The organism is Rhodococcus sp. JVH1 (assembly GCF_000280725.2).
Taxonomy (GTDB): Bacteria; Actinomycetota; Actinomycetes; order Mycobacteriales; family Mycobacteriaceae; genus Rhodococcus_F; species Rhodococcus_F jostii_A.
In genome coordinates this window covers 6,592,177-6,615,737 of record NZ_CP166289.1, presented here as the reverse complement: position 1 = coordinate 6,615,737, position 23,561 = coordinate 6,592,177, and the positions used below count along the sequence as shown (strand labels likewise).

26 protein-coding genes are annotated in these 23,561 nt (G+C 68.3%); 13 read left to right on the top strand and 13 right to left on the bottom strand.

Features of this window, described 5'->3' with window-relative positions:
• Nucleotides 1–280 precede the first annotated feature (280 nt).
• The 6 genes from ndk to JVH1_RS30745 form a co-directional block, all read right to left on the bottom strand.
• Entirely contained in the window at nt 281–700 is a 420-nt protein-coding gene (ndk, locus tag JVH1_RS30770) for a nucleoside-diphosphate kinase (protein WP_009474022.1), read from the bottom strand.
• A gap of 18 nt (nt 701–718) precedes the next feature.
• Nucleotides 719–1,129 (bottom strand): DUF4233 domain-containing protein, encoded by a 411-nt coding sequence (locus JVH1_RS30765; protein WP_009474023.1) that lies wholly within the window; start codon nt 1,127–1,129, stop codon nt 719–721.
• A complete protein-coding gene (locus tag JVH1_RS30760; RefSeq protein ID WP_009474024.1) occupies nt 1,126–2,553 on the bottom strand; it encodes a folylpolyglutamate synthase/dihydrofolate synthase family protein in 1,428 nt (475 codons plus the stop codon). Before JVH1_RS30760 ends, JVH1_RS30765 begins: the two co-directional genes overlap by 4 nt.
• Nucleotides 2,550–5,258 (bottom strand): valine--tRNA ligase, encoded by a 2,709-nt coding sequence (locus JVH1_RS30755; RefSeq protein WP_009474025.1) that lies wholly within the window; start codon nt 5,256–5,258, stop codon nt 2,550–2,552. Before JVH1_RS30755 ends, JVH1_RS30760 begins: the two co-directional genes overlap by 4 nt.
• Nucleotides 5,259–5,313: 55 nt before the next feature.
• The gene (locus JVH1_RS30750; RefSeq protein ID WP_009474026.1) at nt 5,314–5,466 is read right to left on the bottom strand and encodes a hypothetical protein; all 153 of its coding nucleotides are present in this window, start codon (nt 5,464–5,466) and stop codon (nt 5,314–5,316) included.
• A gap of 138 nt (nt 5,467–5,604) precedes the next feature.
• Nucleotides 5,605–6,801: a sugar diacid recognition domain-containing protein gene (locus tag JVH1_RS30745; RefSeq protein WP_009474027.1), complete on the bottom strand. Its 1,197-nt coding sequence runs from the start codon at nt 6,799–6,801 to the stop codon at nt 5,605–5,607.
• 105 nt (nt 6,802–6,906) lie between these two features.
• Between JVH1_RS30745 and JVH1_RS30740 the strand changes: the two genes are divergently transcribed.
• The 4 genes from JVH1_RS30740 to JVH1_RS30725 are packed head-to-tail and all read left to right on the top strand — an operon-like array spanning nt 6,907 to nt 10,154.
• Nucleotides 6,907–8,331 (top strand): sodium:solute symporter, encoded by a 1,425-nt coding sequence (locus tag JVH1_RS30740; protein WP_009474028.1) that lies wholly within the window; start codon nt 6,907–6,909, stop codon nt 8,329–8,331.
• The gene (locus JVH1_RS30735; RefSeq protein WP_009474029.1) at nt 8,328–8,477 is read left to right on the top strand and encodes a hypothetical protein; all 150 of its coding nucleotides are present in this window, start codon (nt 8,328–8,330) and stop codon (nt 8,475–8,477) included. The genes JVH1_RS30740 and JVH1_RS30735 overlap by 4 nt, the downstream gene beginning before the upstream one ends.
• A complete protein-coding gene (locus tag JVH1_RS30730; RefSeq protein WP_051033659.1) occupies nt 8,470–8,880 on the top strand; it encodes a RidA family protein in 411 nt (136 codons plus the stop codon). Before JVH1_RS30735 ends, JVH1_RS30730 begins: the two co-directional genes overlap by 8 nt.
• Nucleotides 8,877–10,154 carry a D-amino acid dehydrogenase gene (locus JVH1_RS30725; protein ID WP_009474031.1) on the top strand — a complete coding sequence of 426 codons (1,278 nt, stop codon included), beginning with the start codon at nt 8,877–8,879 and terminating at the stop codon, nt 10,152–10,154. The genes JVH1_RS30730 and JVH1_RS30725 overlap by 4 nt, the downstream gene beginning before the upstream one ends.
• A 116-nt stretch (nt 10,155–10,270) precedes the next feature.
• Here the strand turns inward: JVH1_RS30725 and JVH1_RS30720 are convergent, their stop codons facing one another.
• Together JVH1_RS30720 and mihF are read right to left on the bottom strand one after the other, a co-directional pair.
• Nucleotides 10,271–10,729 carry an SRPBCC family protein gene (locus JVH1_RS30720; protein ID WP_009474032.1) on the bottom strand — a complete coding sequence of 153 codons (459 nt, stop codon included), beginning with the start codon at nt 10,727–10,729 and terminating at the stop codon, nt 10,271–10,273.
• A gap of 152 nt (nt 10,730–10,881) precedes the next feature.
• Nucleotides 10,882–11,193 (bottom strand): integration host factor, actinobacterial type, encoded by a 312-nt coding sequence (mihF, locus tag JVH1_RS30715; RefSeq protein ID WP_005248100.1) that lies wholly within the window; start codon nt 11,191–11,193, stop codon nt 10,882–10,884.
• Between the two features lie 214 nt (nt 11,194–11,407).
• Here mihF and JVH1_RS30710 point away from each other — a divergent pair, with 214 nt between their 5' ends.
• From JVH1_RS30710 to JVH1_RS30700, 3 genes are all read left to right on the top strand, one after another.
• Nucleotides 11,408–11,548, top strand: a complete 141-nt coding sequence (locus JVH1_RS30710) for a hypothetical protein (RefSeq protein ID WP_157173952.1) — start codon at nt 11,408–11,410, stop codon at nt 11,546–11,548.
• 62 nt (nt 11,549–11,610) lie between these two features.
• Complete coding sequence (locus tag JVH1_RS30705) at nt 11,611–12,162, top strand: HNH endonuclease (RefSeq protein WP_009474034.1); 552 nt, start codon at nt 11,611–11,613, stop codon at nt 12,160–12,162.
• Between the two features lie 63 nt (nt 12,163–12,225).
• A complete protein-coding gene (locus JVH1_RS30700) occupies nt 12,226–12,486 on the top strand; it encodes a WhiB family transcriptional regulator (RefSeq protein ID WP_009474035.1) in 261 nt (86 codons plus the stop codon).
• A 30-nt stretch (nt 12,487–12,516) separates the two neighbouring features.
• Here JVH1_RS30700 and JVH1_RS30695 read toward each other — a convergent pair whose 3' ends face one another.
• The 3 genes from JVH1_RS30695 to JVH1_RS30685 all read right to left on the bottom strand — a co-directional run bounded on the left by JVH1_RS30695 (nt 12,517) and on the right by JVH1_RS30685 (nt 16,313).
• Entirely contained in the window at nt 12,517–14,565 is a 2,049-nt protein-coding gene (locus JVH1_RS30695) for a S9 family peptidase (protein WP_009474036.1), read from the bottom strand.
• A gap of 48 nt (nt 14,566–14,613) precedes the next feature.
• Nucleotides 14,614–15,627 carry an iron-siderophore ABC transporter substrate-binding protein gene (locus tag JVH1_RS30690; protein WP_009474037.1) on the bottom strand — a complete coding sequence of 338 codons (1,014 nt, stop codon included), beginning with the start codon at nt 15,625–15,627 and terminating at the stop codon, nt 14,614–14,616.
• A 62-nt stretch (nt 15,628–15,689) separates the two neighbouring features.
• Nucleotides 15,690–16,313: a GNAT family N-acetyltransferase gene (locus JVH1_RS30685; protein ID WP_009474038.1), complete on the bottom strand. Its 624-nt coding sequence runs from the start codon at nt 16,311–16,313 to the stop codon at nt 15,690–15,692.
• Between the two features lie 129 nt (nt 16,314–16,442).
• Between JVH1_RS30685 and fdhD the strand changes: the two genes are divergently transcribed.
• Complete coding sequence (fdhD, locus tag JVH1_RS30680; protein WP_016879943.1) at nt 16,443–17,270, top strand: formate dehydrogenase accessory sulfurtransferase FdhD; 828 nt, start codon at nt 16,443–16,445, stop codon at nt 17,268–17,270.
• Between the two features lie 10 nt (nt 17,271–17,280).
• Here fdhD and JVH1_RS30675 read toward each other — a convergent pair whose 3' ends face one another.
• Both JVH1_RS30675 and JVH1_RS30670 read right to left on the bottom strand, forming a co-directional pair.
• Nucleotides 17,281–17,922, bottom strand: a complete 642-nt coding sequence (locus JVH1_RS30675; RefSeq protein WP_009474040.1) for a 3-oxoacid CoA-transferase subunit B — start codon at nt 17,920–17,922, stop codon at nt 17,281–17,283.
• A complete protein-coding gene (locus tag JVH1_RS30670) occupies nt 17,919–18,668 on the bottom strand; it encodes a CoA transferase subunit A (protein WP_005248111.1) in 750 nt (249 codons plus the stop codon). Before JVH1_RS30670 ends, JVH1_RS30675 begins: the two co-directional genes overlap by 4 nt.
• A gap of 152 nt (nt 18,669–18,820) precedes the next feature.
• Between JVH1_RS30670 and pcaH the strand changes: the two genes are divergently transcribed.
• From pcaH to JVH1_RS30645, 5 genes are read left to right on the top strand one after another with little or no spacing between them, the layout of a single operon-like run.
• A complete protein-coding gene (gene pcaH, locus JVH1_RS30665; protein ID WP_009474041.1) occupies nt 18,821–19,534 on the top strand; it encodes a protocatechuate 3,4-dioxygenase subunit beta in 714 nt (237 codons plus the stop codon).
• A complete protein-coding gene (gene pcaG / locus JVH1_RS30660; protein WP_009474042.1) occupies nt 19,534–20,175 on the top strand; it encodes a protocatechuate 3,4-dioxygenase subunit alpha in 642 nt (213 codons plus the stop codon). The genes pcaH and pcaG overlap by 1 nt, the downstream gene beginning before the upstream one ends.
• A 28-nt stretch (nt 20,176–20,203) precedes the next feature.
• Complete coding sequence (gene pcaB, locus JVH1_RS30655) at nt 20,204–21,556, top strand: 3-carboxy-cis,cis-muconate cycloisomerase (RefSeq protein ID WP_009474043.1); 1,353 nt, start codon at nt 20,204–20,206, stop codon at nt 21,554–21,556.
• The gene (gene pcaD, locus JVH1_RS30650) at nt 21,553–22,755 is read left to right on the top strand and encodes a 3-oxoadipate enol-lactonase (protein ID WP_009474044.1); all 1,203 of its coding nucleotides are present in this window, start codon (nt 21,553–21,555) and stop codon (nt 22,753–22,755) included. The genes pcaB and pcaD overlap by 4 nt, the downstream gene beginning before the upstream one ends.
• Nucleotides 22,752–23,549 (top strand): IclR family transcriptional regulator, encoded by a 798-nt coding sequence (locus JVH1_RS30645; RefSeq protein WP_009474045.1) that lies wholly within the window; start codon nt 22,752–22,754, stop codon nt 23,547–23,549. Before pcaD ends, JVH1_RS30645 begins: the two co-directional genes overlap by 4 nt.
• Nucleotides 23,550–23,561 lie beyond the last annotated feature (12 nt).

The following is a 23,561-nucleotide window of genomic DNA, read 5'->3' as shown; positions in this document are numbered from 1 at the left end:
TGGCCGTCATCCCCGGCGCGAGCGCCTGATCATCCAGCGTGCCGAACGCCCAGGTATTTCCTGTTGACGCAGGGGCAGCGATGAAGGGCATCGAGCCGTGGTGTCATCCGGTCGAAGCCGCGTGGTGCACAATTTGCGGTCCGACCACCCCCAGTATCCCACACGTGTGCCTCAGTCCGTGCCAGCGGCGCACGTATCGGTCTGGAACATGTTCCGCACGCGATGGCGCCGCCGGCCCGGAGGGCAGGTCGGTGGGTCGAGGGGTGGGTGGAGAGGTACGTCAGTTGGCGGCGAGGTGGGGGAACCAGAGGGCGATCTCGCGCTCGGCGGACTCGACCGAGTCGGAGCCGTGAACCAGGTTCCCCTGGGCTTCGAGCCCGAAATCGCCGCGAATCGTGCCTGGAACGGCCTTCTCGACCGGGTCGGTGCCCCCGGCGAGCTGACGGAACGCGGCGATCGCACGGGGACCTTCGAGGACTGCCGCGACGAGCGGGCCGCCCGTGATGAATTCCAGCAGGCCGGGGTAGAAGGGGCGGCCTTCGTGCTCGGCGTAGTGGGCGGCTGCGATGTCGCCGGGAGCGGTGCGCAGGTCGAGCGCGGAGATCGTCAGACCTTTCCGCTCGATACGACCGAGGATTTCTCCTACATATCCGCGGGCAACGGCATCGGGCTTGATCAGTACAAGGGTGCGCTCAGTCACGGCGCACAGCCTAAATGGTCAGCCCCGCTGCCCCGGCAGCAGGCCCCGCTCCATTCTCTGGCGGACGTTCCGGCGGAAGTAGAGCAGGTATCCCCACAGGATTGCGAAGACCACTCCGACCGAACCGATCGACACGTGGACGAAGAACCCGAGTAGCAGCCCCACCTGCAACAACAGGTTGTACTTCATCGCCCAGGGGCGGCCCTGCAGGCCCGCCCCGAGGATCATGAGCACCGCGAGCCCCACGAGGTAGGTTCCGGACCACCAGGTGAGTCCGCCGCCGACCGTCGCGACGACCGGCAGGGCGAGAAGCACCACGATGGCTTCCAGGATCAGAGATCCCGCGACCACCCCGCGGAATCCCTTCCACGGGTCCTTGGTCGGCGGTCCGAACTCCGGTTCCGAAGCATTCGAGTCCGGCTCGCTCACGCTGGGTCCTTTCCGAAGAGGGTGCGGGCCGCACCGGCGGTCACCACGGATCCGGTGACCACGACGCCCGCCCCCGATACTGCCTCACCGGGTTCGGCGACCTCCTCGGCCAGCCCGATGGCCGTTTCCAGCGCGTCCGCGAGTGTGGGTGCCACGACGACACGTTCGTCGCCGAACTTGGCGACCGCGAGATTGGCGAGATCGTCGACGTCCATGGCCCGTGCCGAACCGTTGTTCGTGACGACTAGCTCGTCGAACACCGGTTCCAGCGCCGACAGGATGCCGTCGACGTCCTTGTCCCCCATCACGCTGACGACGCCGACCAGCTTGCGGAAGTCGAACTCGGCGGTCAGGGCGGCGGCGAGCGCACGCGCCCCGTCCGGGTTGTGGGCGGCGTCGAGGAACACGGTCGGGGCGCTGCGCACACGTTCGAGCCGGCCCGGATTGACGACCGAGGCGAACGCCTCCCGGATGGCCTCCTGGTCGAGCTGCCGTTCCGGGCCCGCACCGAAGAACGCCTCCACGGCCGCGAGCGCGAGCGACGCGTTACGCGCCTGGTGCTCCCCGTGCAGGGGCAGGAAGATGTCGGTGTAGACCCCGCCGAGGCCCTGCAGTTCGAGCTGCTGACCCCCGACCGCGATCTGCCGGGCGAGCACCGTGAACTCGGAGCCCTCCCGCGCGACCGCGGCATCCACCTCGACGGCCCTGCGGAGCAGCACCTCCATCACTTCCGGTGTCTGCTCGGCCAGGATCGCAACGGCGTCGCGGGGCACGAGCGCGTCCTCGCGGCCCTTCTTGATGATGCCGGCCTTCTCCTCGGCGATCCCGGCCAGGTCGTCGCCGAGATACTCGGCGTGATCGAGGCTGATCGGGGTGATCACCGCGATCTCGCCGTCGATGACATTGGTTGCGTCCCAACGCCCGCCGAGACCCACCTCGACGACGGCGACATCGACGGGCGCCTCCGCGAACGCGGCGTACGCCATCGCGGTGAGCACCTCGAACTTGCTCATCGCGGGGCCGCCGGCCGCCTGCGACTGCTGGTCGATCATCTGCACGTACGGCTCGATCTCTCGATACGTGTCGACGTATCGGCGGGGCGACACCGGGCGCCCGTCGATGCTGATGCGCTCGGTGGCGAGCTGCAGGTGCGGGCTGGTGGTGCGGCCGGTGCGCCGGTGCAGCGCCGTGAGCAGCGCGTCGATCATCCGCGTCACCGACGTCTTGCCGTTGGTGCCGGTGACGTGGATGGCGGGATAGCCGTGCTGCGGCGAACCGAGCACGTCCATCAGGGCCGCGATCCGGGTGAGGGACGGCTCGATCTTCGTCTCGGGCCACCGCTTGTCGAGTTCCGCCTCGACCAGTGTCAGCTCCGCGAGGTCGACAGGACTGACTCCCTCCGGCGTGAAGTCGGGCGAGGTCACGCGCCTTCCAGCTCCTTCAATCGCTTGGTGATGCGTTCGATTTCTTCCGTCGCGATCTGCTGACGCGTACGGATCTTCTCCTTGACGGCGTCGGGGGCCTTGGCCAGGAACGCCTCGTTGGACAGCTTGGCGGTGGTACCGGCAAGTTCCTTCTGGGCGGCCGCGAGGTCCTTCTCCAGCCGGGCCTTCTCGGCGCCGAGGTCGACGTTGCCGGACGTGTCGAGGTCGACGGTGACGGTCGCCTTGCTCAGGCGCACCTCCACCGACGCGGACACCGCGAAACCGTCCTCCGGGTCCGTCAGGCGCGCCAGCGACGTGACCGCGGCGAGCTGCGTGTCCAGATCGGCCTCGGCGATGCCGCTGATGCGTGCGGGAACCCGCTGCGAGGGCTTGAGACCCTGATCGCTGCGGAACCGGCGCACCTCGGTCACCAGTCGCTGCATGTCCTCGACGCGCTGCGCCGCAACCGCATCCGCGGCTGCCTCGCTCGACTGCGGCCACTGCGCCACGACGACGGACTCACGCTCGGTCAGCGCCTTCCACAGCGTCTCGGTGACGAATGGGATCACCGGGTGGAGCAGGCGCAACAGGGCGTCGAGGACGTTGCCGAGCACGGCCCTCGTGTTCGCCGCGACCGTGTCGTTCTCGGCGAACTGCACCTTGGCCAGCTCGAGGTACCAGTCGCAGACCTCGTCCCACGCGAAGTGGAACAGCGCCTCGCACGCCTTGCTGAACTCGTACCGGTCGAATGCGGCGTCGACCTCCCCGCGCACCTGCTCGAGACGGTCGAGGATCCAGCGGTCGGCGTCGGTCAGCTGGTCGCGTCCGGGCAGTGGCGCCGGCGCGGCCCCGTTCATGAGGGCGAACTTGGTCGCGTTGAACAGCTTGGTCGCGAAGTTCCGCGACGATTGCGCGTGGTCCTCGCCGACGGACAGGTCGCTGCCGGGATTGGCGCCGCGGGCCAGCGTGAAGCGGAGCGCATCCGCGCCGAAGCGGTCGACCCAGTCGAGCGGGTCGATGCCGTTGCCCCGCGACTTCGACATCTTCTTGCCGAACTGGTCGCGGACGAGGCCGTGCAGGAACACGTCCTCGAACGGCACCTGCGGTCCGGACTTGCCTTCGCTGAACACCCCGTCGCTTCGCTCGCCCCGCCCAGCGATGGCGTCGTCCTCCGACACGTACGTGCCGAACATCATCATCCGCGCCACCCAGAAGAACAGGATGTCGTAACCGGTGACGAGAACACTTGTGGGATAGAACTTCTCGAGCTCGGGCGTCTTCTCGGGCCAGCCCATGGTCGAGAACGGCCACAGCCCGGAGGAGAACCAGGTGTCGAGGACGTCGGGATCCTGCACCCAGCCCTCGGGTGCGGTCTCGTCCGGTCCGAAGCACGCGACCTCGCCGTCGGGGCCGTACCAGATCGGGATCCGGTGACCCCACCACAGCTGACGCGAGATGCACCAGTCGTGCATGTCGTCGACCCACGCGAACCACCGCGGTTCCTGGCTGGCCGGGTGGATGACCGTGTCGCCGTTGCGCACCGCGTCACCCGCGGCCTTCGCGAGGGACTCGACCTTCACCCACCACTGCAGCGACAGGCGCGGCTCGATGGACTCACCGGTGCGCTCGGAATGCCCGACACTGTGCAGGTAGGGCCGCTTCTCCGCGACCACGCGACCCTGCTCGGCGAGGGCCTCGCGCACCTTGACGCGCGCCTCGAAGCGGTCGAGACCGTCGAATTGCGTTCCCGTGTCGGCGATCTTGCCGGTCTTGTCCATGATGGTCGGCATCGGCAGGTTGTGCCGCAGGCCCATCTCGAAGTCGTTGGGGTCGTGCGCGGGCGTGATCTTGACGGCGCCGGTGCCGAACTCGGGATCGACGTACTCGTCCGCGATGATCGGGATGTCGCGCCCCGTGAAGGGATGCTCGAGCGTCGTCCCGATCAGGTGCTTGTATCGCTCGTCGTCGGGGTGGACGGCCACGGCGGTGTCACCGAGCATCGTCTCGACACGGGTGGTCGCGACCACTACGTGCGGCTCGTCGTCGTTCAGGGAGCCGTAACGCAGCGAGACCAGCTCACCCTCGACGTCCTCGAACTTCACCTCGATGTCGGAGATCGCCGTCTGCAGCACTGGCGACCAGTTGACGAGACGCTCGGCCCGGTAGATCAGCCCGTCGTCGTACATGCGCTTGAAGATCGTCTGGACGGCGCGGGACAGCCCGTCGTCCATGGTGAACCGGTCGCGGCTCCAGTCGACGCTGTCACCGATGCGGCGCATCTGGCCGCCGATGGTGCCACCGGACTCGCGCTTCCAGTCCCACACCTTGTCGATGAACAGCTCGCGGCCGAAGTCTTCCTTCGTCTTGCCGTCGACGGCGAGCTGCTTCTCGACCACGGTCTGCGTCGCGATGCCCGCGTGGTCCATGCCGGGCAGCCACAGCACCTCGTAGCCCTGCATCCGCTTGCGGCGGCTCAGCGCGTCCATCAACGTGTGGTCGAGCGCGTGACCCATGTGCAGGCTGCCGGTCACGTTCGGCGGCGGCAGGACGATGGAGTAGCCCGGCTTGTCGCTGTGCGGGTCCGCACGGAAGTAACCGGCGTCTACCCAGCCCTGATACAGATCGTCCTCGACGGAACTGGGGTCCCAGCTCTTCGGGAGGGCATCGGCACGGTTCTGGGGATTTTCTGGAGCTGCACTGGTCACCCGTCGAGTCTAATGAACGCGCGGACGACCGACGACGGGGCTACCGTCCGCCTCGCTACTGGTCGCTGAACAGGGCGCGGTGCACCTCGGTGGCGGTGCGATGCTCCGGGTCGACGGGGCGCAGCGCCTCGCCGGCATCCTCTCCGCCTGCCTGGGATCCTGCGGTGCTGTGCAGCTCGGAGAAGAGCTGCACGTGGTGGTCGTTCAAGGGATTCCTCCGGTTCGTCTGCCGCATCCAGTGCGGCAACCACTCGAGAGTGTCGAGTATGCATCGAAAACGCCGCCGATCGGCGGCGACACGGCGACGGGCGCGCCGGTGGTGTTCACACACACGCCGGCAGAAGGCTCAGCCGGCCCGCTGTGCCACCACACAGGCGAGGTAGAGCGTCATACCCAGACCCGGTTCGTCCAGCGGGCGACCGAGGAGCCGGGCGATCTTGTCGAGTCGGTTGGCGAGGGTATTGCGGTGGACGTGCAGCCGCTGCGCCGCCCGGCTGGAGTTGAACCCGCACTCCCCCCACGCGATCAGCGTCTCCTGCAGGTGCGGCCAGTCGTTGTCGGTGGCCAACGCGCCGAGCACCGCCCGTGACAGTCTGTCACGGGTTTCCGCGGGTATCACCGAGACGGCCTGATGGAGGCGGAACCGGTCGATGTCGTAGACCTGCCCGCGTGGGTCGAGAACCGCGCCGAGCCGGAGCGCGTCGTACGCGTCCTGGGACGAGAGATTGAGCTGTTCGACCCCGTGCGCGATCGATCCGATCCCCACGCGGGTGTCCCATCCCCGTTCGCGGACCAGGGACACATACTTCCGGCACCGGTCCGTCAGAGCCGCATCCGCCGCGGGGGTCCGTGCGGTCACCACGGTGGTGACCGCGACGACCTGCCGAGCGAGCGGCGCGACCAGATCGGTCGCGGAGTCGAAGGCGTCCTGTACGGCGCGCAGGACCCTGTGCGACACGGGCTGTCCCTGGACCGCGACGTCGTCGGAGTGACTGTCGTAGCTGATCAGCACCATGACCCGGGGAAGGCGCAGGTCGTATCCCAGACCCGTTGCCCGCCGGACGATCTGGGCCTCGGTGAACGTGGAGCGATGCCAATCACAGATGTCGCGGAGCAGCTCTTCCGCAGCCCGCTCGTAGGTCAGCCGGGTACCGATCCGCGAGGCCTCCTGCATCAGGATTTCGGTCTGCCGCTTGACCACGAGCCCGAATTGCTCGACCTGCTCGGGTGAGCCGGACAGCCCGATCGTGCCCACCACGTCACCGTCGATGACGAGCGGAATGGTGACGCCGGGCAGACTGCCGACGAGGTCGCGGACGTCCGCTGCCGAATGCGCGATCATGCGCCGCGCACGGATCACCTCGATCGATGCCTCGTGGAATTGGCCGATGCGACGTTCGTCCCCGCTGCCGACCACCGTGCCCGCCGCGTCCGTGATGAGCACGTTGAACCCGATGACGTCGGTGATCTCGTTCGCGATCTGTTGCGCCAGAGCCTCACTCAGCATCGACAGCCCTTCCGAACCCTTCGAGGGATTGTGCATATCGCACAACTCAGTACCGAATCCAGTATAAATCAGGGTCAACTTGCCTAGTGACCACGGTCACATGACGTTCCTACGATGGGTGCATCCCAACTAGGAGTTCACATGGCAATCCTCGACTGGATACTTCTCGGTGCCTACTTCCTGCTACTCGTCCTGATCGGCGTCCAAACCATGCGACGCGTCAAGTCGCCGGACGATTTCGCCGTGGCAGGCAACCGAATCATCTGGCCGGTCTTCTTCGGCAGCCTGGCCGCAGCGTTCCTCGGCGGCGGAGCATCGCTCGGCGTCGCCGGCGCTGCGATGCGTGACGGCTACGTGTACATGTTCGCCTTCTGCGCGTTCGGCGTTCAGACGGTGCTCGTCGGCTACTTCGTTGCGCCCAGACTCAAGAATTACATCGGCGCCCACACCCTCGGCGACATCATGGAGGCACACTACGGCCGGCCGGCGCGACTGGTGACCGGCATACTGTCCGTCGTCCTGTGTGCCGGCATCCTCGGCGCCCAGGCCCTGGCCATCGGTACCGTCGTCAACGCCACCCTCGACGTGCCCACCGTGCCCGCGGTGATCATCGGCATGGGAGTGGTCGTGCTCTACTCCTCGTTCGGTGGGGCCTGGGCGGTAATCCAGACGGACCTGTTGCAGTTCGTCTTCCTGGGAGTACTCCTGCCGGTGGCGCTCCTCATCGGGCTCGACGCCGTCGGCGGACCGTCGGCTCTCCTGGACAGTGTTCCCGCCGAGCATCTTTCGTTCATGGGCGACTACTCCCCCGCACAGTTCCTCACGCTGTTCGCTGCACTACTGCTCGGCGAGACGCTGGTCCCGCCGTACGCGCAGCGGACGTTCTCCACTCCCGACTCACGGCACGCCCGTAAGGGTTACGCACTGGCCGGATTCTTCTCGTTCTTCTTCTTCTTCACGTCGGCGTCTCTCGGGTTGATCGCACTCGTCCTGTACCCGGACATCGAAAGCGATCAGGCGCTTCCGACCGTGGTGATGAATCTGATGCCGGTCGGCGTTCTCGGGCTGGTGGTGGCGGCGCTGATGGCGGTCGTGATGTCGACGGCGAGTTCCTACCTCAATTCCACCGCCGTCGTCCTGACCAAGGACATCTACCAGCCCCTCAGCCCCACCGAGCTGCCGCCGTCGAGGCGGCTCACCATCGAGCGGGCCACCAGTGTCGTCGTCGGTGCCGGGGCGACCATCTTCGCGCTCAGCGTTCCGTCCATCGTCGACGCCCTTCTCTACAGCTACACACTGTGGGCTCCGACGGTCATCGTTCCGTTGTTCGGCGCCGTGCTGTTCGGCGTGCGATCCGCGCCGGCGGCACTGTCGGCGATCACGGCGGGCGCGATCGTCACCGCGGTGTGGCAGTGGGGCCTCGACGCTCCGTTCGGACTGGACGGGCTGGTGCCCGGCGTCGTCGCCAACCTGCTCGTCTTCGTCACGGTCGCGATTGCCACCTCGTCCCGCTATCCGCGCCGGCAACAGCCTGCCGTCCGCGTCACCGAAGGAGAATTCGCATGATTCCCGTCCTCCTCTATTACGGGGTACCCACCGCCGTCATCGCCGTCACCCTGTGGGTCGGATTCCTCGGCTGGCGCTTCTACGTCAAGGAAGTGCTGCGCGGTGACAGCGGTGACACCACAGCGGGTGAGCGCGACCATGGGTGACATCGTGGACGTTCCCGGGGTGACCACCGGCACCAGCCCGTACCCGTCGGCGCGCAGGGTGGGCGACCTCGTGTTCGTCTCCGGCCAGGTCTCGTTCGACGACACCGGCGACGTCGTCGGCACCGACGTGGTGGAGCAGACACGTCACTCCCTCACACGTCTCGACAGGGTTCTCGCCGCGGCCGGCGCCACCTTGCACGACATCGCCTCAGCCACGGTGTATCTCGCGAACGCCGGCGACGCCCCGCGCTTCAACGAGGAATGGATGCGCTGGTTCGCCGCAGAACACCGCCCGGCCAGGGCAACGGTGGTCGCGGCCCTGCTGGACCCGCAGCTGCTCGTGGAGATACAGGTCGTCGCCGTCACGGGCCGGGGCTCGACCGAAGGAAAGGAAACGGAATGAAGGTGGCAGTTCTCGGAGCAGGGGTCGTCGGTGTCGCGACCGCCCACGCTCTGGCCGAGCGTGGACACGAGGTTCATGTATACGACCGGCGCAGCGAGGTCGCGTCCGACACCAGCGCGAGTACCGCCGGATTGATCGCCCCCGGCCACTCCTACGCGTGGGCGTCGCCGTCGGCTCCCACCATGCTGGCCCGATCGTTGCTCGGCGCGTCGACCTCGATCCGTGTCCGGCCCCGGGCGGACGCCGAACTCGCCCGGTGGGGTGTGCGATTCCTCCGCGAGTGCACGGCCTCCCGGGCGCGGTCGAACACTCTCGCGAAGCTCCGACTGGCCCGGTACAGCCAGCAGCTGATGGACGAACTCACCACCCGCGAGAACCTGGAGTACTGCCAGACACGCAACGGCGTGCTGTACCTGTACCGGGACGAAGCGGAACTGGAACGAGCGCAGGTGAACTCGCAACTGCTCCGCGACCACGGACAGCTGCAGGACGTGCTGGGACCCGACGAGATCGCGGCCGCGGAGCCCGCGCTCCGTCACGGGACGGCCACGTTCGCGGGGGCGATCCACGACCGCACTGACGGCACCGGCGACCCGCACAGGTTCTCGGTGGGGCTTGCCGAGGAATGCGGACGGCTGGGGGTCAGGTTCCACCTGGGCACGTCCGTTATGCGCCTCGAGACCGACGGCGCGGCCATCACGTCAGCCGTCACCGACCGGGGCGAGATTCGCGCGGATGCCTTCGTCCTCGCCGCCGGGGCCGCGAGCGCTCTCGTCGCGAGGAGTATCGGTGTGCGACTGCCCGTCTACCCGGCCAAGGGATACACGCTGACCGCGACCGTCAAGGACCCCGAACGGGCACCGGTGGTGGGTGGCATCGACGAGAAGACGCTCGTCGCCTGGTCGCGGTTCGGTGACGAACTGAGAATGTCGGCGACCGCGGAATTCGTCGGATACGACCGCAGTCACTCGCCCGCCGACTACGCGGGGATCGTGGACGCGGGGAACGACCTGTTCCCCGGCGCCGTGGACTGGGACACGGCCAGGTATCGAACGGGCCTTCGCCCGATGACACCCGACGGCCCGCCGATGATCGGACTGGGACGGCACGACAATCTGTACTTCAACACCGGTCACGGTCACGTCGGCTGGACCATGGCGGTCGGCTCGGCCCGCATCCTCGCGGACCTCGTGGACGAACGGCGACCGGACATCGACCCGACTCCGTACTCCCCGATTTCGTCCCGTCGGCATCCGAGCCGGCGAGGCGCGTAACGAAGTGCACTGACCCGACGACTATCCGAGCGTGCCTCCGGAAACGGCGGCGCACCGACCTCGCTGACCGCAACCCCCGACTGCGGTCAGCGAGGTTGTCTCGGGCAGAGGCTCGATCAGCCGCTTTCGGCGTCGCGCTTGGCGAACGCCAGTTGCATTTCCCAGCCCTCGACATTGCCTTCGTAGGCGGCCGCGCGGCGCTCGGCATTCGGGTACAGGGCGGCGAATCCGGTCTCGACGACGCGGAGGAGTGTGCCGCCGTCCCGCTCCGACAGGAAGAACTCGACCAGGGTGGACGTGCCATCCACGAGCGGCTGCGCGGGATCGTCTCCCCCACGGAACGAGACGTAGTGCGGTGCGTCGGACGTGACGGGAAGTATCGGGAAGCGCCCGTACGGGGGAAAGTCCACGACGAAGACGTCGCCTTCACGTGTGGTGGTCGTCTTGCCGGGTTCGCCGTCGCCGATGAACCAACCGGGTTCACTCACCAGCCGGAACACCCGCTCGATGGGGGCGTCGATCTGGATCTCGCGCTCGATCCTGTCCTGGGATGCGTCCGGAACGCTCATGATCATCCTCACCTCTCGACAATGTGCTACCTCACGGTTGCACATCGGCGTGCATTTGCGCAACCTTCAGGTTGCACTAGCGGGGTGAAGGTTCGGAAAGACGCGTCCGGGCGCCCGCCCGTCGCGGAGGGCGATGGGGCGGGCACCCGGGGAACGTGTCAGCTGAAGTGCGCCAGCAGGGCGTCGCGCTGACGGTCGCCGAGGCCACGGAGGCGGCGCGTCGGAGCGATCTCCAGGTTGGCCATGATCTCCTGGGCCTTCACCTTGCCGATCTTCGGCAAGGCTTCCAGAATGGCGCTGACCTTGGTCTTTCCGATGATGTCGTCGACATCGGCCTTGGAAAGGACCTGCTTGAGGGTGATGTCACCGGACTTGAGCTTGTCCTTGAGCTCCGCGCGTGCCTTACGAGCGGCGGCGGCCTTCTCGAGAGCTGCTGCCCGCTGTTCGTCAGTGAGCTGGGGAAGTGCCACGATGTCTCCTTCATTCGGGGTACGTATCGAACACCGTAGCGAGAGAACCGCAACTTCACCTCATCCATCGGACGTGTCGCGCATCCTGTCCGATTCGACAAGCCCCGGCTCACAGGTCCGGCGGCACGAAAAATGCCAGGACGCGGGCGGTGTGCTGTGTCATGCTCGACGTGTTCCGATCGGTTCACACGTCGAGTTCAGGAAGGACGTAGCGATGCGCGCACTGCCCGCAGCCCACGCAACCCGGTTGCGGCCGTCACGCACGGGCGCCGCCTCCTCCTTCCCCGCCGGCCGGCAAGGCGAACGCGGGATCATGCCCGCCCCGAAGACCTGCCGCACCGCCCGACACGCCTGACTCGACTTCCGTCGCCGGCGTGCTCCCACCGCCGCGAACCGACGACAGAACCGAGATCTCCCGTGAGGCACTTCTCCCGTAACCCACCCGGCAACACCCTCGACGCCCGCAACTGGTCGCGCGCGGATGTGCTGGTCCTCAATGTGACGTACGAGGCCCTCTGCGAGATTCCCGCGGAGCGCGCCGTCGTGCTGATCAGTGTCGGTGCGGCCGAGACGGTCGCGGATCGGGAGCCGCCGTTCCCGATTCGCTCGCAGCACGTCGAGATCAGCCTCCCGCAGACCATTCGACTGCTGCGTTACGTCTACGTCCCGCACTCCGTGCTGGTGACCGACAGCAGCCGCGCGACGTTCGCGGGCGTGTTCCGCCGCGACCGCAATCGTTGCGGCTACTGCGCCGAGCCGGTCGCGACGACCATCGACCACGTGCTGCCGAGGAGCCGCGGTGGCCCGAACACCTGGGCCAACCTCGTGGCCTGCTGCGTCCCCTGCAACCAGAGGGAGGCCGACCGCACACCGGAGGAGGCGGGAATGCCGCTGCTCTGGGAGCCGAAGGCGCCCCGGCACATCGAGAAGGCGCAGCGGCTGATCTGGAGGGATCTCGCGGCGGTCTGACCACGAGATCCCTGCACCAGCCTCCACCCGACCGACCTTCTCCCGGGAAGGGGAGATTTCCCGATGACCGACGTCCTGGACACGACCCTGTCCACCCTGCTGCCTGCCTCCGACGACCCCGCGGGCTGGGTTGACGCGGCGTGCCGCGCCGACCCCGAGCCGGACCGGTGGTTCCCGTTCCCGACCGAGGACTTCGAGTACGCGCGCGACGTCTGCCATCGCTGCGCACTGCGGATGCGCTGCGAGCTGTTCGCCAGGACCACCGGTCAGACTGGTGTGTGGGGTGGCAAGGAATTCGATCGGGGTCGCGAGAAGCGGACGTGAATCCGCCTCGGCGCGGCCCCGGTCCGCCGGCTACCGGCCCAGGATCTCGGGCAGCGCGACGTCCTCGCCCCGCACGTGCTCGGAGAGGAACGACAGCACCACCTGGTACCAGACCTTCGCGTTCTGCGGGGTGAGGATCCAGTGGTTCTCGTCCGGGAAGTAGAGGAAGCGGTGTTCGGTGCGACCGTCGTCGTCCGCGGGCAACCCCGACTCGGACAGCAGCTCGAACCACAGCCGCAGCCCCTCTCCGATCGGAACGCGAAAGTCCTTGTCGCCGTGAATGACCAGCATGGGGGTCACGATGTCCGCGACGTACAGGTGCGGCGAGTTCTCCACCGCCATCTCGGGCGTCATCTCCCGCTGCCAGTACCAGGCGGCATCGGTGGTGGGGCCGAACTGGTCCAGCGCCCACAGGCTGGCGTGGGTGACGATCGCCTTGAACCGGTCGGTGTGTCCGGCGATCCAGTTGGCCATGTAACCGCCGAACGATCCGCCCATCGCCGCGGTGCGCTTCTCGTCGATCTCCGGCAGTGCCACCGTGGCGTCGGTGATCGCCATGAGATCGGTGAACGGGGCCTTGCCCCACTTACCCCAGCCCCGCTCGACGAACTCCTGCCCGTAGCCGGTGGACAACGCCGGATCCGGCAGCAGCACGGCGTATCCCCGCGCCACGAGCAGCCACGGGTTCCATCGCCACGACCAGGTGTTCCACGACCCCAGGGGGCCGCCGTGCACCCACAGCGCGAGAGGAACCGGCGCGTGGGCGGAGGCGCCGGTCGGCACCGCGAGCCACGCGCGCACCGCGGCGCCGTCGGCGGCGACCGTCTCGACCTCCGTCAGCGTGCCCGGCAACTCGGGGAGGTCGGCGGGAGCCTTCAGCAGTGACACGGCGCCGGTGGTGATGTCGATGCGCACCGGGTGCGGCGGCGCCGCGTACGACGCCCGCAGCGCGAACACCGTCGACCCGTCGGGGGCCACCTGCAGGTCGGTGTACGCGCAATCGTCGGTCGTCACCCGAGTGGGGTCCGCGCCGTCACGGAGCAGGAAGATCGGGGCACGCCCACGGTCGTCGGCGGTGACGAGGAGGCCCGAACCGTCGGACAGCCAGGCCACGGACGTTGCCCACCGGTCCCACCCCGGCGCCACCTCCGAGACCGTGCCCGTGTCGAAGCTGTAGCGGTGCAGCGTGAATCGCGGCGCGGCGTCGGGTGTCGCATGCGATTCCCTCGTGAACACGACATGCCGTCCGTCCGGGGAGATCACCGGGTCCGACAGATCGGCGTCGGCGTCGTCGACGAGGACCGTCCGCGCCCCCGTCTCGGTGTCGACGCGTACGAGGATGCTCCGGATCGACGCCAGCGGACCGGGCACCGTCCACGACGACACGACGAACGCGCCGTCGTCGCTCAGCGCGTAGTTCGCCTCCCGCAGTGCCGGACCCGGCATCGGAGTGAGGTCGGTCAGCTCCGGCTCCTGCCCGTTCTCCGCGAGCGCGTCCAGTGAGGCGGACAGGAGGTGGGGCACCTCGGGACCGAGATCGTGGTCCCAGTAGCGGATCGGGTAGCCCGTGTGCAGGATCGCCGAGACCTTCTTCTCCTTGCGCTCGGTGCGCACCCGCTCGTCGTCGGCGGACTCCCCGGATCTCCCGAGAACCCCGGTGGTGACGACGACCCGCGGCGCGCACCGTGCGGCGCGGACCCCGGTGATGCCACCGCCGCGGCGCGCGACGACCACCGCCTCGCCGCCCCGCGCGGGCAGCCGCCACAGATCGTCGGGAAGGTCGTCCTCGTCCTGGGTCGGACGGGAGGACGTGAAGAGGAGATCGCCGTCGCTGGTGAACGTCGGGTTGGACTCCCCGCTGCGACCTCGGGTGAGCCGGCGGGCCGCGAACTCGCCGGTGGGATCGATCTCCCACAGTGCTGTGACGTACTTGGTCGCCTTCTCGTCGAGCGTCGACTGCGCGACGACGAGCCTTCGCCCGTCCGCGGACAGCGCGAGGCCGCCGACGCGGCCGAGCGCGAGGTAGTCGTCGAGGTCGTCGAAAGGAGTTCCGGCGTGGAGTTCAGGAATCGCGGTCACGAGTCGTTGGTATCACGAACCGGGCTCACACCGTCGGACATCCGCGTCTCAGGCGAGCAGGGGCGCGACCCGCGGCGGAATCTCGTTCAACGCGTACGGCAGGCTCAATACGGTGCTCCACGCCATCGCTTCGGCGGCGGCGTCCTCGAGCGTGAGCGTGCGTCCGGCCTTCACCACGTCGAGTTCCTGATAGATCGGTGTCTTGTCGAGCTCCGCGCGCAACTTGTCGCCGTATCCGCCGCCCGCGTACCAGACGAGGAGATCGACGTTCGCGAGCGACAGTTGCTCCGTGCTGATCTCGGCGAAGTTGCCGGTGATCTGTTCCGTCACAGCGGGATTGACGAATCCGAGTTCGGTGAAGAACCGGACCTTCGGGTCCTCCGGACCGTACACACCGAACTGCCCGGGACCCTTGAGCGCGCCGACGAGGACGGTCTTTCCCGCGAACGCCGGGTTGGCGGCCCGGACGTCGTCGAACTGCGTCTCGACGGAGGACACGAGCTCCGCGGCCTTGTCCTTCTTGCCGAGCGTCTCGCCGAGAATCCTCGTCTGGTCCTGCCACGGGACGCCGTAATCGGCGAACTCCTTGGGCTGCGCGACCGTCGGCGCGATGGCGCTCAGCTTGTCGTACTGGGCCTGGGTGAGGCCGGAGTAGGTGCCGACCACCAGATCCGGGGCGACCGTCGCGACCTTCTCGAAATCGATGTTGGTCGATGCCGTGCCCACGATCTCGGGCTGCGCGTCGCCGAGGAGGTCCTGCGCCCACGGCCACACGCCATACGGGTAGTCGCCGTACCAGTCGAACGTGCCTGCCAGCGTGCCGCCGAGCGCGAGGATCGTGTCCTGGTCGTTGTAGCCCACACTGACGATGCGCTGCGGGTCGGTCGGCACCTGGGTCTCGCCGTACTTGTGGGCGATGACGGGACCGGACGGCTCACTGCCGGTGCCGGAGCCGTCGCCGTCCGAGCTGCTGCAGGCCGCGGCGAACGCGAGCAGCGCTCCCCCGGTGCCCACGAGGAATCCGCGTCGGCTCAGGCCGATCCTCTGTTGACCCACGTTCATGCGGCGACCCTCTCGTCTACCAGGTACTACGATCCACTTAGGTAAGGCTTGCCGAGCTTATCCTAAGGGGTCGCGCGGACGGGTTCCCGCCACATCGCCCACAGCGTCGGCCCGCCGTCCGGGATCCGGATCTCGCCGGTGACGTCGAATCCGAACCGCTGGTAGTAGGAAATGTTGTCTTCCTTGCTCGACTCCAGATACGCCGGGAGCCCCTCGGCATCACACCGGTCCAGCCGCGACCGCAACAGCGCCTTCCCGTAACCGCCGCCCCGTCCCGCGCTCGACGTCCCGATCGTCGCCAGATACCAGTGCACGGGATCGACCGGGTGTGCGTCCTCGACGGTTCCGCTCACCGCGGCCCCGACGCCCAGCCGCGAGCCGAACGCGCGGACCAGTCCCGGCAGGCTGAGGATCGACGACAACGTCGACTGCTTCCAGCCGCCGGGCGGATCCCACATGGCGGCCCCGCGGACCACGCCGTCGCCGTCCTCTGCCAGTTCGGCTCCGCCCCCGGCCAGATGGTGATGGCGGATCTCCACCGCGAACAGTCTCGGCAGACCGCGCCGCCTGCGCTCGGGATCCGGCCACATCCACACCATCACGGGATCGTCGAAGAACGCGTCGGCAAGGACGCGCGACAGTTCGGGAATGTCGGATCCGGTCGCCGCTCGCACGCTCACACCCATGCCCAGAGGGTACGGGCACACCAGGCGGGCGCGCCGGAACGACTGGCCGTCGCGCCCGGTTCGGGGCCACTATGGACTCATGACCCGCCCCTCGTCCGCACGCAGTCCGCTCGAATCCGGCGGCAGGTGATGGGCCGCGTCACCGCGCGACGCCCGGTCGTCCGCATCACCGACCACGGAACGACACGCAGACCCGATTCGCTGGCCGTCGAAGAACCCCTCGAGATCCGGGTCGGCGGCCGTTCACTGTCGGTGACGATGCGCACGCCGGGCGACGACATCGATCTGGTGCACGGGTTCCTGCTGACCGAGGGCATCATCGAGAGCCGCGACGACGTGTCCGTCGCCCGCTATTGCGACGGCGTCGACGAGAGCGGAGCCAACACGTACAACGTGCTCGACGTGGTTCTTGCCGAGGGCGTCCCGGTTCCGGGTGGACCGGAACGCCGGTTCGTCACCTCGTCGGCCTGCGGGGTGTGCGGCAAGGCGTCGCTGGACCAGGTCCGGACACGGTCACGATTCCCCTTGTCCGGCAACGACTTGTCGGTGACCGCGGCCACGCTGTCGTCGATGCCGGCCACCTTGCGGGCCGGTCAGCGCATCTTCGATTCGACGGGCGGACTGCACGCCGCGGGCCTGTTCACCCCCGACGGCGCACTCGTCGCGTTGCGGGAGGACGTCGGCAGGCACAACGCCGTCGACAAGGTGCTGGGGTGGGCACTGACACAGGAGCGGGTGCCGCTGTCGGGCAGTGTTCTCCTCGTCAGCGGGCGCGCGTCCTTCGAACTGGTGCAGAAGTCCGTGATGGCGGGGATACCGATGCTCGGCGCGGTGTCGGCGCCGTCCTCGCTGGCCGTCGACCTGGCACTGGAATCCGGCACGACGCTCGTCGGCTTCCTCCGCGGGGAGTCGATGAACGTCTATGCCGGAGCCCAGCGCGTGAAGACCGGGGTCTGAGGGGGCGGTTCTAGACGGTGGCGTCGACGAGGAGCGTCGCGCCGGTGGCCGCCTGAACGTCCTCGACGCTGTGGCCGGGAGCGGTCTCGACGAGCCGCAGGCCGTCGGGGGTCACGTCGATGACAGCGAGATCGGTGACGATCTTCTGTACGCAGCGCTTGCCGGTGTACGGCAGCGTGCACTCCTCGAGGATCTTGTGCTCACCCTTCTTGGTGACGTGATCCATCATCACGATGACCTTGCCCGCGCCGTGGACGAGGTCCATCGCGCCGCCCATGCCCTTGACCATGGCGCCCGGGACCATCCAGTTGGACAGGTCGCCGTGGCTGCTGACCTGCATGGCGCCGAGAACTGCCACGTCGACGCTGCCGCCGCGGATCATCGAGAAGGAGTCGGAGGAGGAGAAGAACGCGCCGCCGGGGACCACGGTGATGGTCTCCTTGCCCGCGTTGATCAGTTCGGGGTCGACCTCGTCGTCGGTCGGGTACGGCCCGACGCCGAGGATGCCGTTCTCCGAGTGCAGGATGACGTCCTTGCCGGCCGGGATGTGACCGGGGATCAGGGTGGGCATGCCGATGCCGAGGTTCACGTACTGCCCATCCTCGAGCTCGGCCGCGACCCGGGCCGCCATCTCGTCACGCGTCCAGCTCATGCCCGTACCGTCCTGTTCTCGATTCCCGTTTCCTGCTTGCCGACCTCGACCACACGCTGGACGAAGATGCCGGGGGTGTGCACCTCGGCGGGGTCGATCTCGCCGGGCTCGACGAGGTACTCGACCTGCGCGATGGTGATGCGACCGGCGCCGGCGGCGTCCGGGTTGAAGTTGCGGGCCGTCTCCCGGTACACGAGGTTGCCGAGGCGGTCACCCTTCCACGCGTGGACCAGCGCGAAGTCGGTGCGGATGGCGCGTTCGAGGACGAAGGCCTCTCCGTCGAACTCGCGCGTCTCCTTGGGCTTGCTCGCCACCGCGATGCCGCCCTGGCCGTCGTAGCGGATCGGCAGACCGCCGTCGGCGACCTGCGTCCCGACACCGGCGGGGGTGTAGAAGGCGGGGATGCCCGCTCCCCCGGCGCGCATGCGCTCGGCCAGCGTGCCCTGCGGAGTGAGCTCGACCTCGAGCTCTCCGCTGAGGTACTGCCGCGCGAATTCCTTGTTCGCGCCGACGTACGAGCTGATCGTGCGCCGGATCCGGTGCTGCTCGAGGAGCAGACCCAGACCGAAACCGTCGGTGCCGCAGTTGTTGCTGACCGTCTCGAGGTCGGTCGCACCTTGTGCGAGGAGGGCGTCGATGAGGACCGAGGGGATACCGACGAGGCCGAAGCCGCCCACCGCGAGGGACGCTCCGTCGGGGACATCGGCAACGGCCTCGGCCGCCGTTGCGAAGACTTTGTTGACCATGTGACCCAGGCTACCGCAAAATGTTCGAGTAGTGAACACCTATCCACATTGCGAACAAATTCCGCCCCGCCTGTTGGCCCCATCACAGAACGCGACTACTATGTGCGAATAGCGGCCGACTGTTCACATCGAGAACGTGAGGATCTTTTTCCATGCTGCATCTGCCAGCCCACTTCGAAGCCGGGCACGAAGCCAATGCCCCGCTGCTGTTCCCCGAGTACAAGACGACTCGGCTGCGCAGCCCCAAGAACGACCTGATCCTGATCCCGCAGCGACTCGGCGAGATCACCGGTCCGGTCTTCGGCGACGCCGACGTCGCCAAGGGTGAGAACGACATGACCCACGCCAACGGCGGCGAGGCCCAGGGACAACGCATCATCGTCCACGGCCGCGTCCTCGACAGTGCGGGCAAGCCCATCCCCGACACCCTCATCGAGGTGTGGCAGGCCAATGCCGGCGGCCGCTACCGCCACAAGATGGATTCCTGGCCGGCCCCGCTCGATCCCCACTTCAACGGTGTCGCCCGCTGCCTCACCGACAAGCAGGGCCACTACGAGTTCACGACCATCAAGCCCGGCGCCTACCCGTGGGGCAACCACCACAACGCGTGGCGGCCCGCACACATCCACTTCTCCCTGTTCGGTCAGGCGTTCACCCAGCGGCTGGTCACGCAGATGTACTTCCCGGACGATCCGTTCTTCTTCCAGGACCCGATCTACAACTCGGTGCCCGAAGCGGCGCGCGAGCGGATGATCAGCACGTTCGACTACGACCACACCCGCGACAACTGGGCCGTCGGATTCAAGTTCGACATCGTCCTGCGCGGTCGGGACGCCACCCCGTTCGAGGACCCGGAGGGCCACTGATGATCGACACCCAGAATCCCGACGCCCCCCGCTACCCGGTCTTCGCCAAGAGCCAGGACCAGGTGCCGTTCGGTGTCACGCCGTCCCAGACCGTCGGCCCGTACGTCCACATCGGCCTCTTCCCCACGTGGGAGAACAGCGGCGACGCCGTCCCTGAGGATGCGCCGGGACGAATCGACGTGTCCTTCAACGTCATCGACGGCGCCGGTCAGCCCATCGGCGACGCGATGATCGAAACCTGGCAGGCAGATGCCGCGGGCCGGTTCAACAGCCCCACCGATCCCCGCGGTGCCGCCGAGGCGACCCCCGCCGGCTTCCGCAGCCTGGCCCGCGTGTTCGCCGACGAGAGCGGCACGATCGTGGTGCACACCGTGAAGCCGGGCGCACTTCCCGCCGAGGACGGCGCCGTCGAGGCCCCGCACATCAACGTCGGACTGTTCGCCCGCGGCATGCTCGAGAGGCTGTACACACGGCTCTACTTCCCCGAGGACACGGACGCGCACGCATCGGACCCCGTGCTGTCCGCCGTTCCGGAAGCCGACCGCCCCAAGCTGATCGCGGAGAAGACGGATCGCGGATACCACCTGACGATCCACGTGCAGAACACGGACGGACGGGAAACCCCGTTCTTCGCCCTGTAATCGGTCACAACGCAGAAAGGTGTCGCGCGTGAACTCTCCGGAGCCTTCCCGGGGTGCCCTGTTCGATCCGACGTTCGGTGCCGGCGAAATGTCGGCGCTGCTCTCGGACCGGGCGTGGGTCACCGCGCTGGTCGAGGTCGAGGGGGCACTGGCCCGGGCGGAGGCGAAGTGCGACGTCATCCCCGCCGCGTCCGCCGACGCCATCTCGTCGGTGTTCGCGCGCGTCGTCGCCGAGGGCTCCGTGGATGTGGGTGCCCTCGGCGTGGCGGCCGCAGCGGGGGGCAATCCCGTGATCCCGCTGGTGAAACTGCTCCGCAGCGAGGTCGCGGCCGCCGATCTCGGGGTACCCGGAAGCCACGTGCACAAGGGCGCCACGAGTCAGGACATCCTCGACACCGCCCTGATGCTGCTGTGCCGCCGGTCGGGTGCGCACATCCTGGCCTCGCTCGACGAGGCGGTGGTGTGCGCCGAGGCGCTCGCGCGGGCCCAGCGCGACACCCCGATCGCCGGCCGCACACTCGGCCAGCAGGCCCTCCCCACCACGTTCGGCGTGCTCGCCGCGGGGTGGATGACGGCGTTGCACAGGGCCTCCCGTGCACTGTTCGACGCCCTCGACGGACTTCCCGTGCAACTGGGAGGCGCGGCCGGCACGTCGGCTGCGCTCTACCCGCACGGCCTCGACGTCGCCGACGTGCTCGCCGACGAGCTCGGGCTGGCACGTCAGGACGTGCCCTGGCACACCGATCGCACCCGCATCGCGCTGCTCGCGTCGGCGCTCGGAACGGCCGCGGGCGCCGTGTCCAAGATCGCCACCGACCTCGTGTTCCTGTCGTCCACCGAGGTCGGCGAGGTCAGCGAAGGGTCCCCCGGCGGTTCGTCGGCCATGCCGCACAAGCGCAATCCGGTGGCCGCGATCGCGGCCCGCGCCGCGGCCCGCCGCACCCCGGGACTCGTCGCGACGATCCTCGGCTCGATGGATCACGAGCAGCAGCGCGCCGCGGGCGCCTGGCACGCCGAGTGGGAAACGCTCACGGACCTGCTACGCCTCACCGGCGGAGCCGTCGCGCGCATCGCCGACTCGCTCGGCGGGCTGAACGTCCACCCCGACGCGATGGCCCGCAACCTCGACATCACCGGCGGCCTGCTCCTCGCGGAACGCGTCACCGGCGCCCTGTCCGCCCGCACCGACAACGCGCGCGCCCTGGTCACCGCCGCGTGCGAGACCGGACACCCCCTCGACGAGGATCCCGGGCTCCTCGAATACCTGCAGGCGGACGAGATCCGCGCCCTGCTCGACCCCGCCGGATACCTCGGCCACGCCCACGACATCGTCGACCGCGCACTGGAGACAGTGGCCCGCGGCCGGGAAGGAACGCGATGACAGTCGCACTCGCACACGAAATCTCCGGACCCCGAAGCGGCGCGGCGGACGCCCCCGTCGTCGTCCTGCTCGGATCGCTCGGCTCCAACCGGTCGATGTGGGACCCGCAGATCGCGGCGCTGTCCGACGAATGCCGGGTCGTCGCCGTCGATCAGCGCGGCCACGGCGAATCGCCGGCACCGGACGGCCCGTACTCCGTCCGCGACCTGTCCGAGGACGTTCTCGCCCTGCTCGACTCGCTCGGCGTCGACGCCGCCCACTTCGTCGGACTGTCCATGGGCGGCGCGATCGCCCAGTGGCTCGGCGCGCACGCTCCGCGCCGGGTGCTGTCGCTGTCGCTGCTGTGCACCGCCGCGAAATTCGGTGAACCGCAGGCATGGATCGAGCGGGCCGCGGCATCGCGCACCGACGGTCCGGAGTCGCTCGCGGATGCCGTTGTCGCACGGTGGTTCAGCGAGGGGCTCGCCAAGCGTGATCCGGAATTCGTCCGGCACTACCGCGAGATGATCGCGTCCACGTCCCCCGAGGGATACGCCGCGTGCTGCGACGCCCTCGCCGACTGGGATTTCACCGCCGACCTGTCCCGCATCAGCGCACCGACACTGGTGATCGCGGGCGAGGAGGATCCGTCCACCCCGCCGTCGGTCATGCAGATCCTCGCGGACGGCATCACCGAGGCCCGGTTCGAGGTGCTCTCCCCCGCCGCGCACGTCGCGAACCTCGAGCAGGCAGGAGCCGTCACGGCGCTGCTGCGCGAACACATCGTCGGCGCCGGGTACGCGCGCGGCCGGCGCGCCGCGCACGCACAGGGAATGACGGTGCGCCGCTCGATACTCGGCGACGCGCACGTGGACCGCTCCGTGGCGGGCACCACCGACTTCACGGCACCGTTCCAGGACTTCATCACCCGCACCGCGTGGGGCGACATCTGGTCACGCCCCGGGCTGGACCACGAGTTGCGGCGGCTGCTCACGATCGCCGTCCTCACCGCGGTGGGCAACGAGCACGAACTCGACATGCACATCCGCGCCGCCCTCCGCGCGGGTGTCGACGCCGACACCATCGGTGAGGTGCTCCTCCACACCTCCGTCTACGCCGGTGTGCCCAACAGCAATCTCGGCTTCGCACTCGGCAAACAGGCCCTCGCCGACCTGTCCTCCACCGACACCGGGGCCACGGAGGAGAATTCGCAGACATGACCGCTACCGAACCGACGGAGAAGATCCTCCCGTCCCCCGACTACGTCCAGTCCCTGGCCCGGGGCCTCGCCGTGATCCGCTGCTTCGACCACCGGAATCAGCGGCGAACGCTCAGTGACGTCGCCCGCGCCACCGACCTGACCCGCGCCACCGCACGCCGATTTCTGCTCACCCTCGTCGAGCTCGGCTACGTGGCCACTGACGGTTCCGCGTTCTGGCTCACCCCGCGGGTTCTCGAACTCGGATACAGCTACCTGTCGAGCCTGTCGCTGCCGGAGGTCGCGCAGCCGCACCTCGAGAAGTTGAGCCACAAGGTCCACGAGTCGTCGTCGGTGTCGATCCTCGACGGCGCTGACATCGTGTACGTGGCCCGCGTGCCCGTCAGCCGGATCATGACGGTGGGCATCACCATCGGCACCCGGCTCCCCGCGTACGCCACCTCGATGGGGCGGGTCCTGCTGGCGGGACTGCCCGACGACGAACTCGACGCGTACCTCGAAAAGCTCGACATCCAGCGGCTCACCGAACGCACGATCACGGCCCGCGACGAGCTGAAGGCTGCGATTCTCGCGGTCCGCGCGGACGGTATCTGCGTTCTCGACCAGGAACTCGAGGCAGGCCTGCGGTCGATGGCCGCCCCGATCCGCAATGCCTCCGGGCTGACCGTCGCGGCGGTGAACATCTCCACACCGGCCGCGCGCTACAGCCTCGAGGATCTGCATTCCGATCTCATCCCGTCGCTGCGGGTCACCGCAACCGACATCGAACAGGACCTCGCCACCGTCAATCGCTGACGCAGTGCCCGA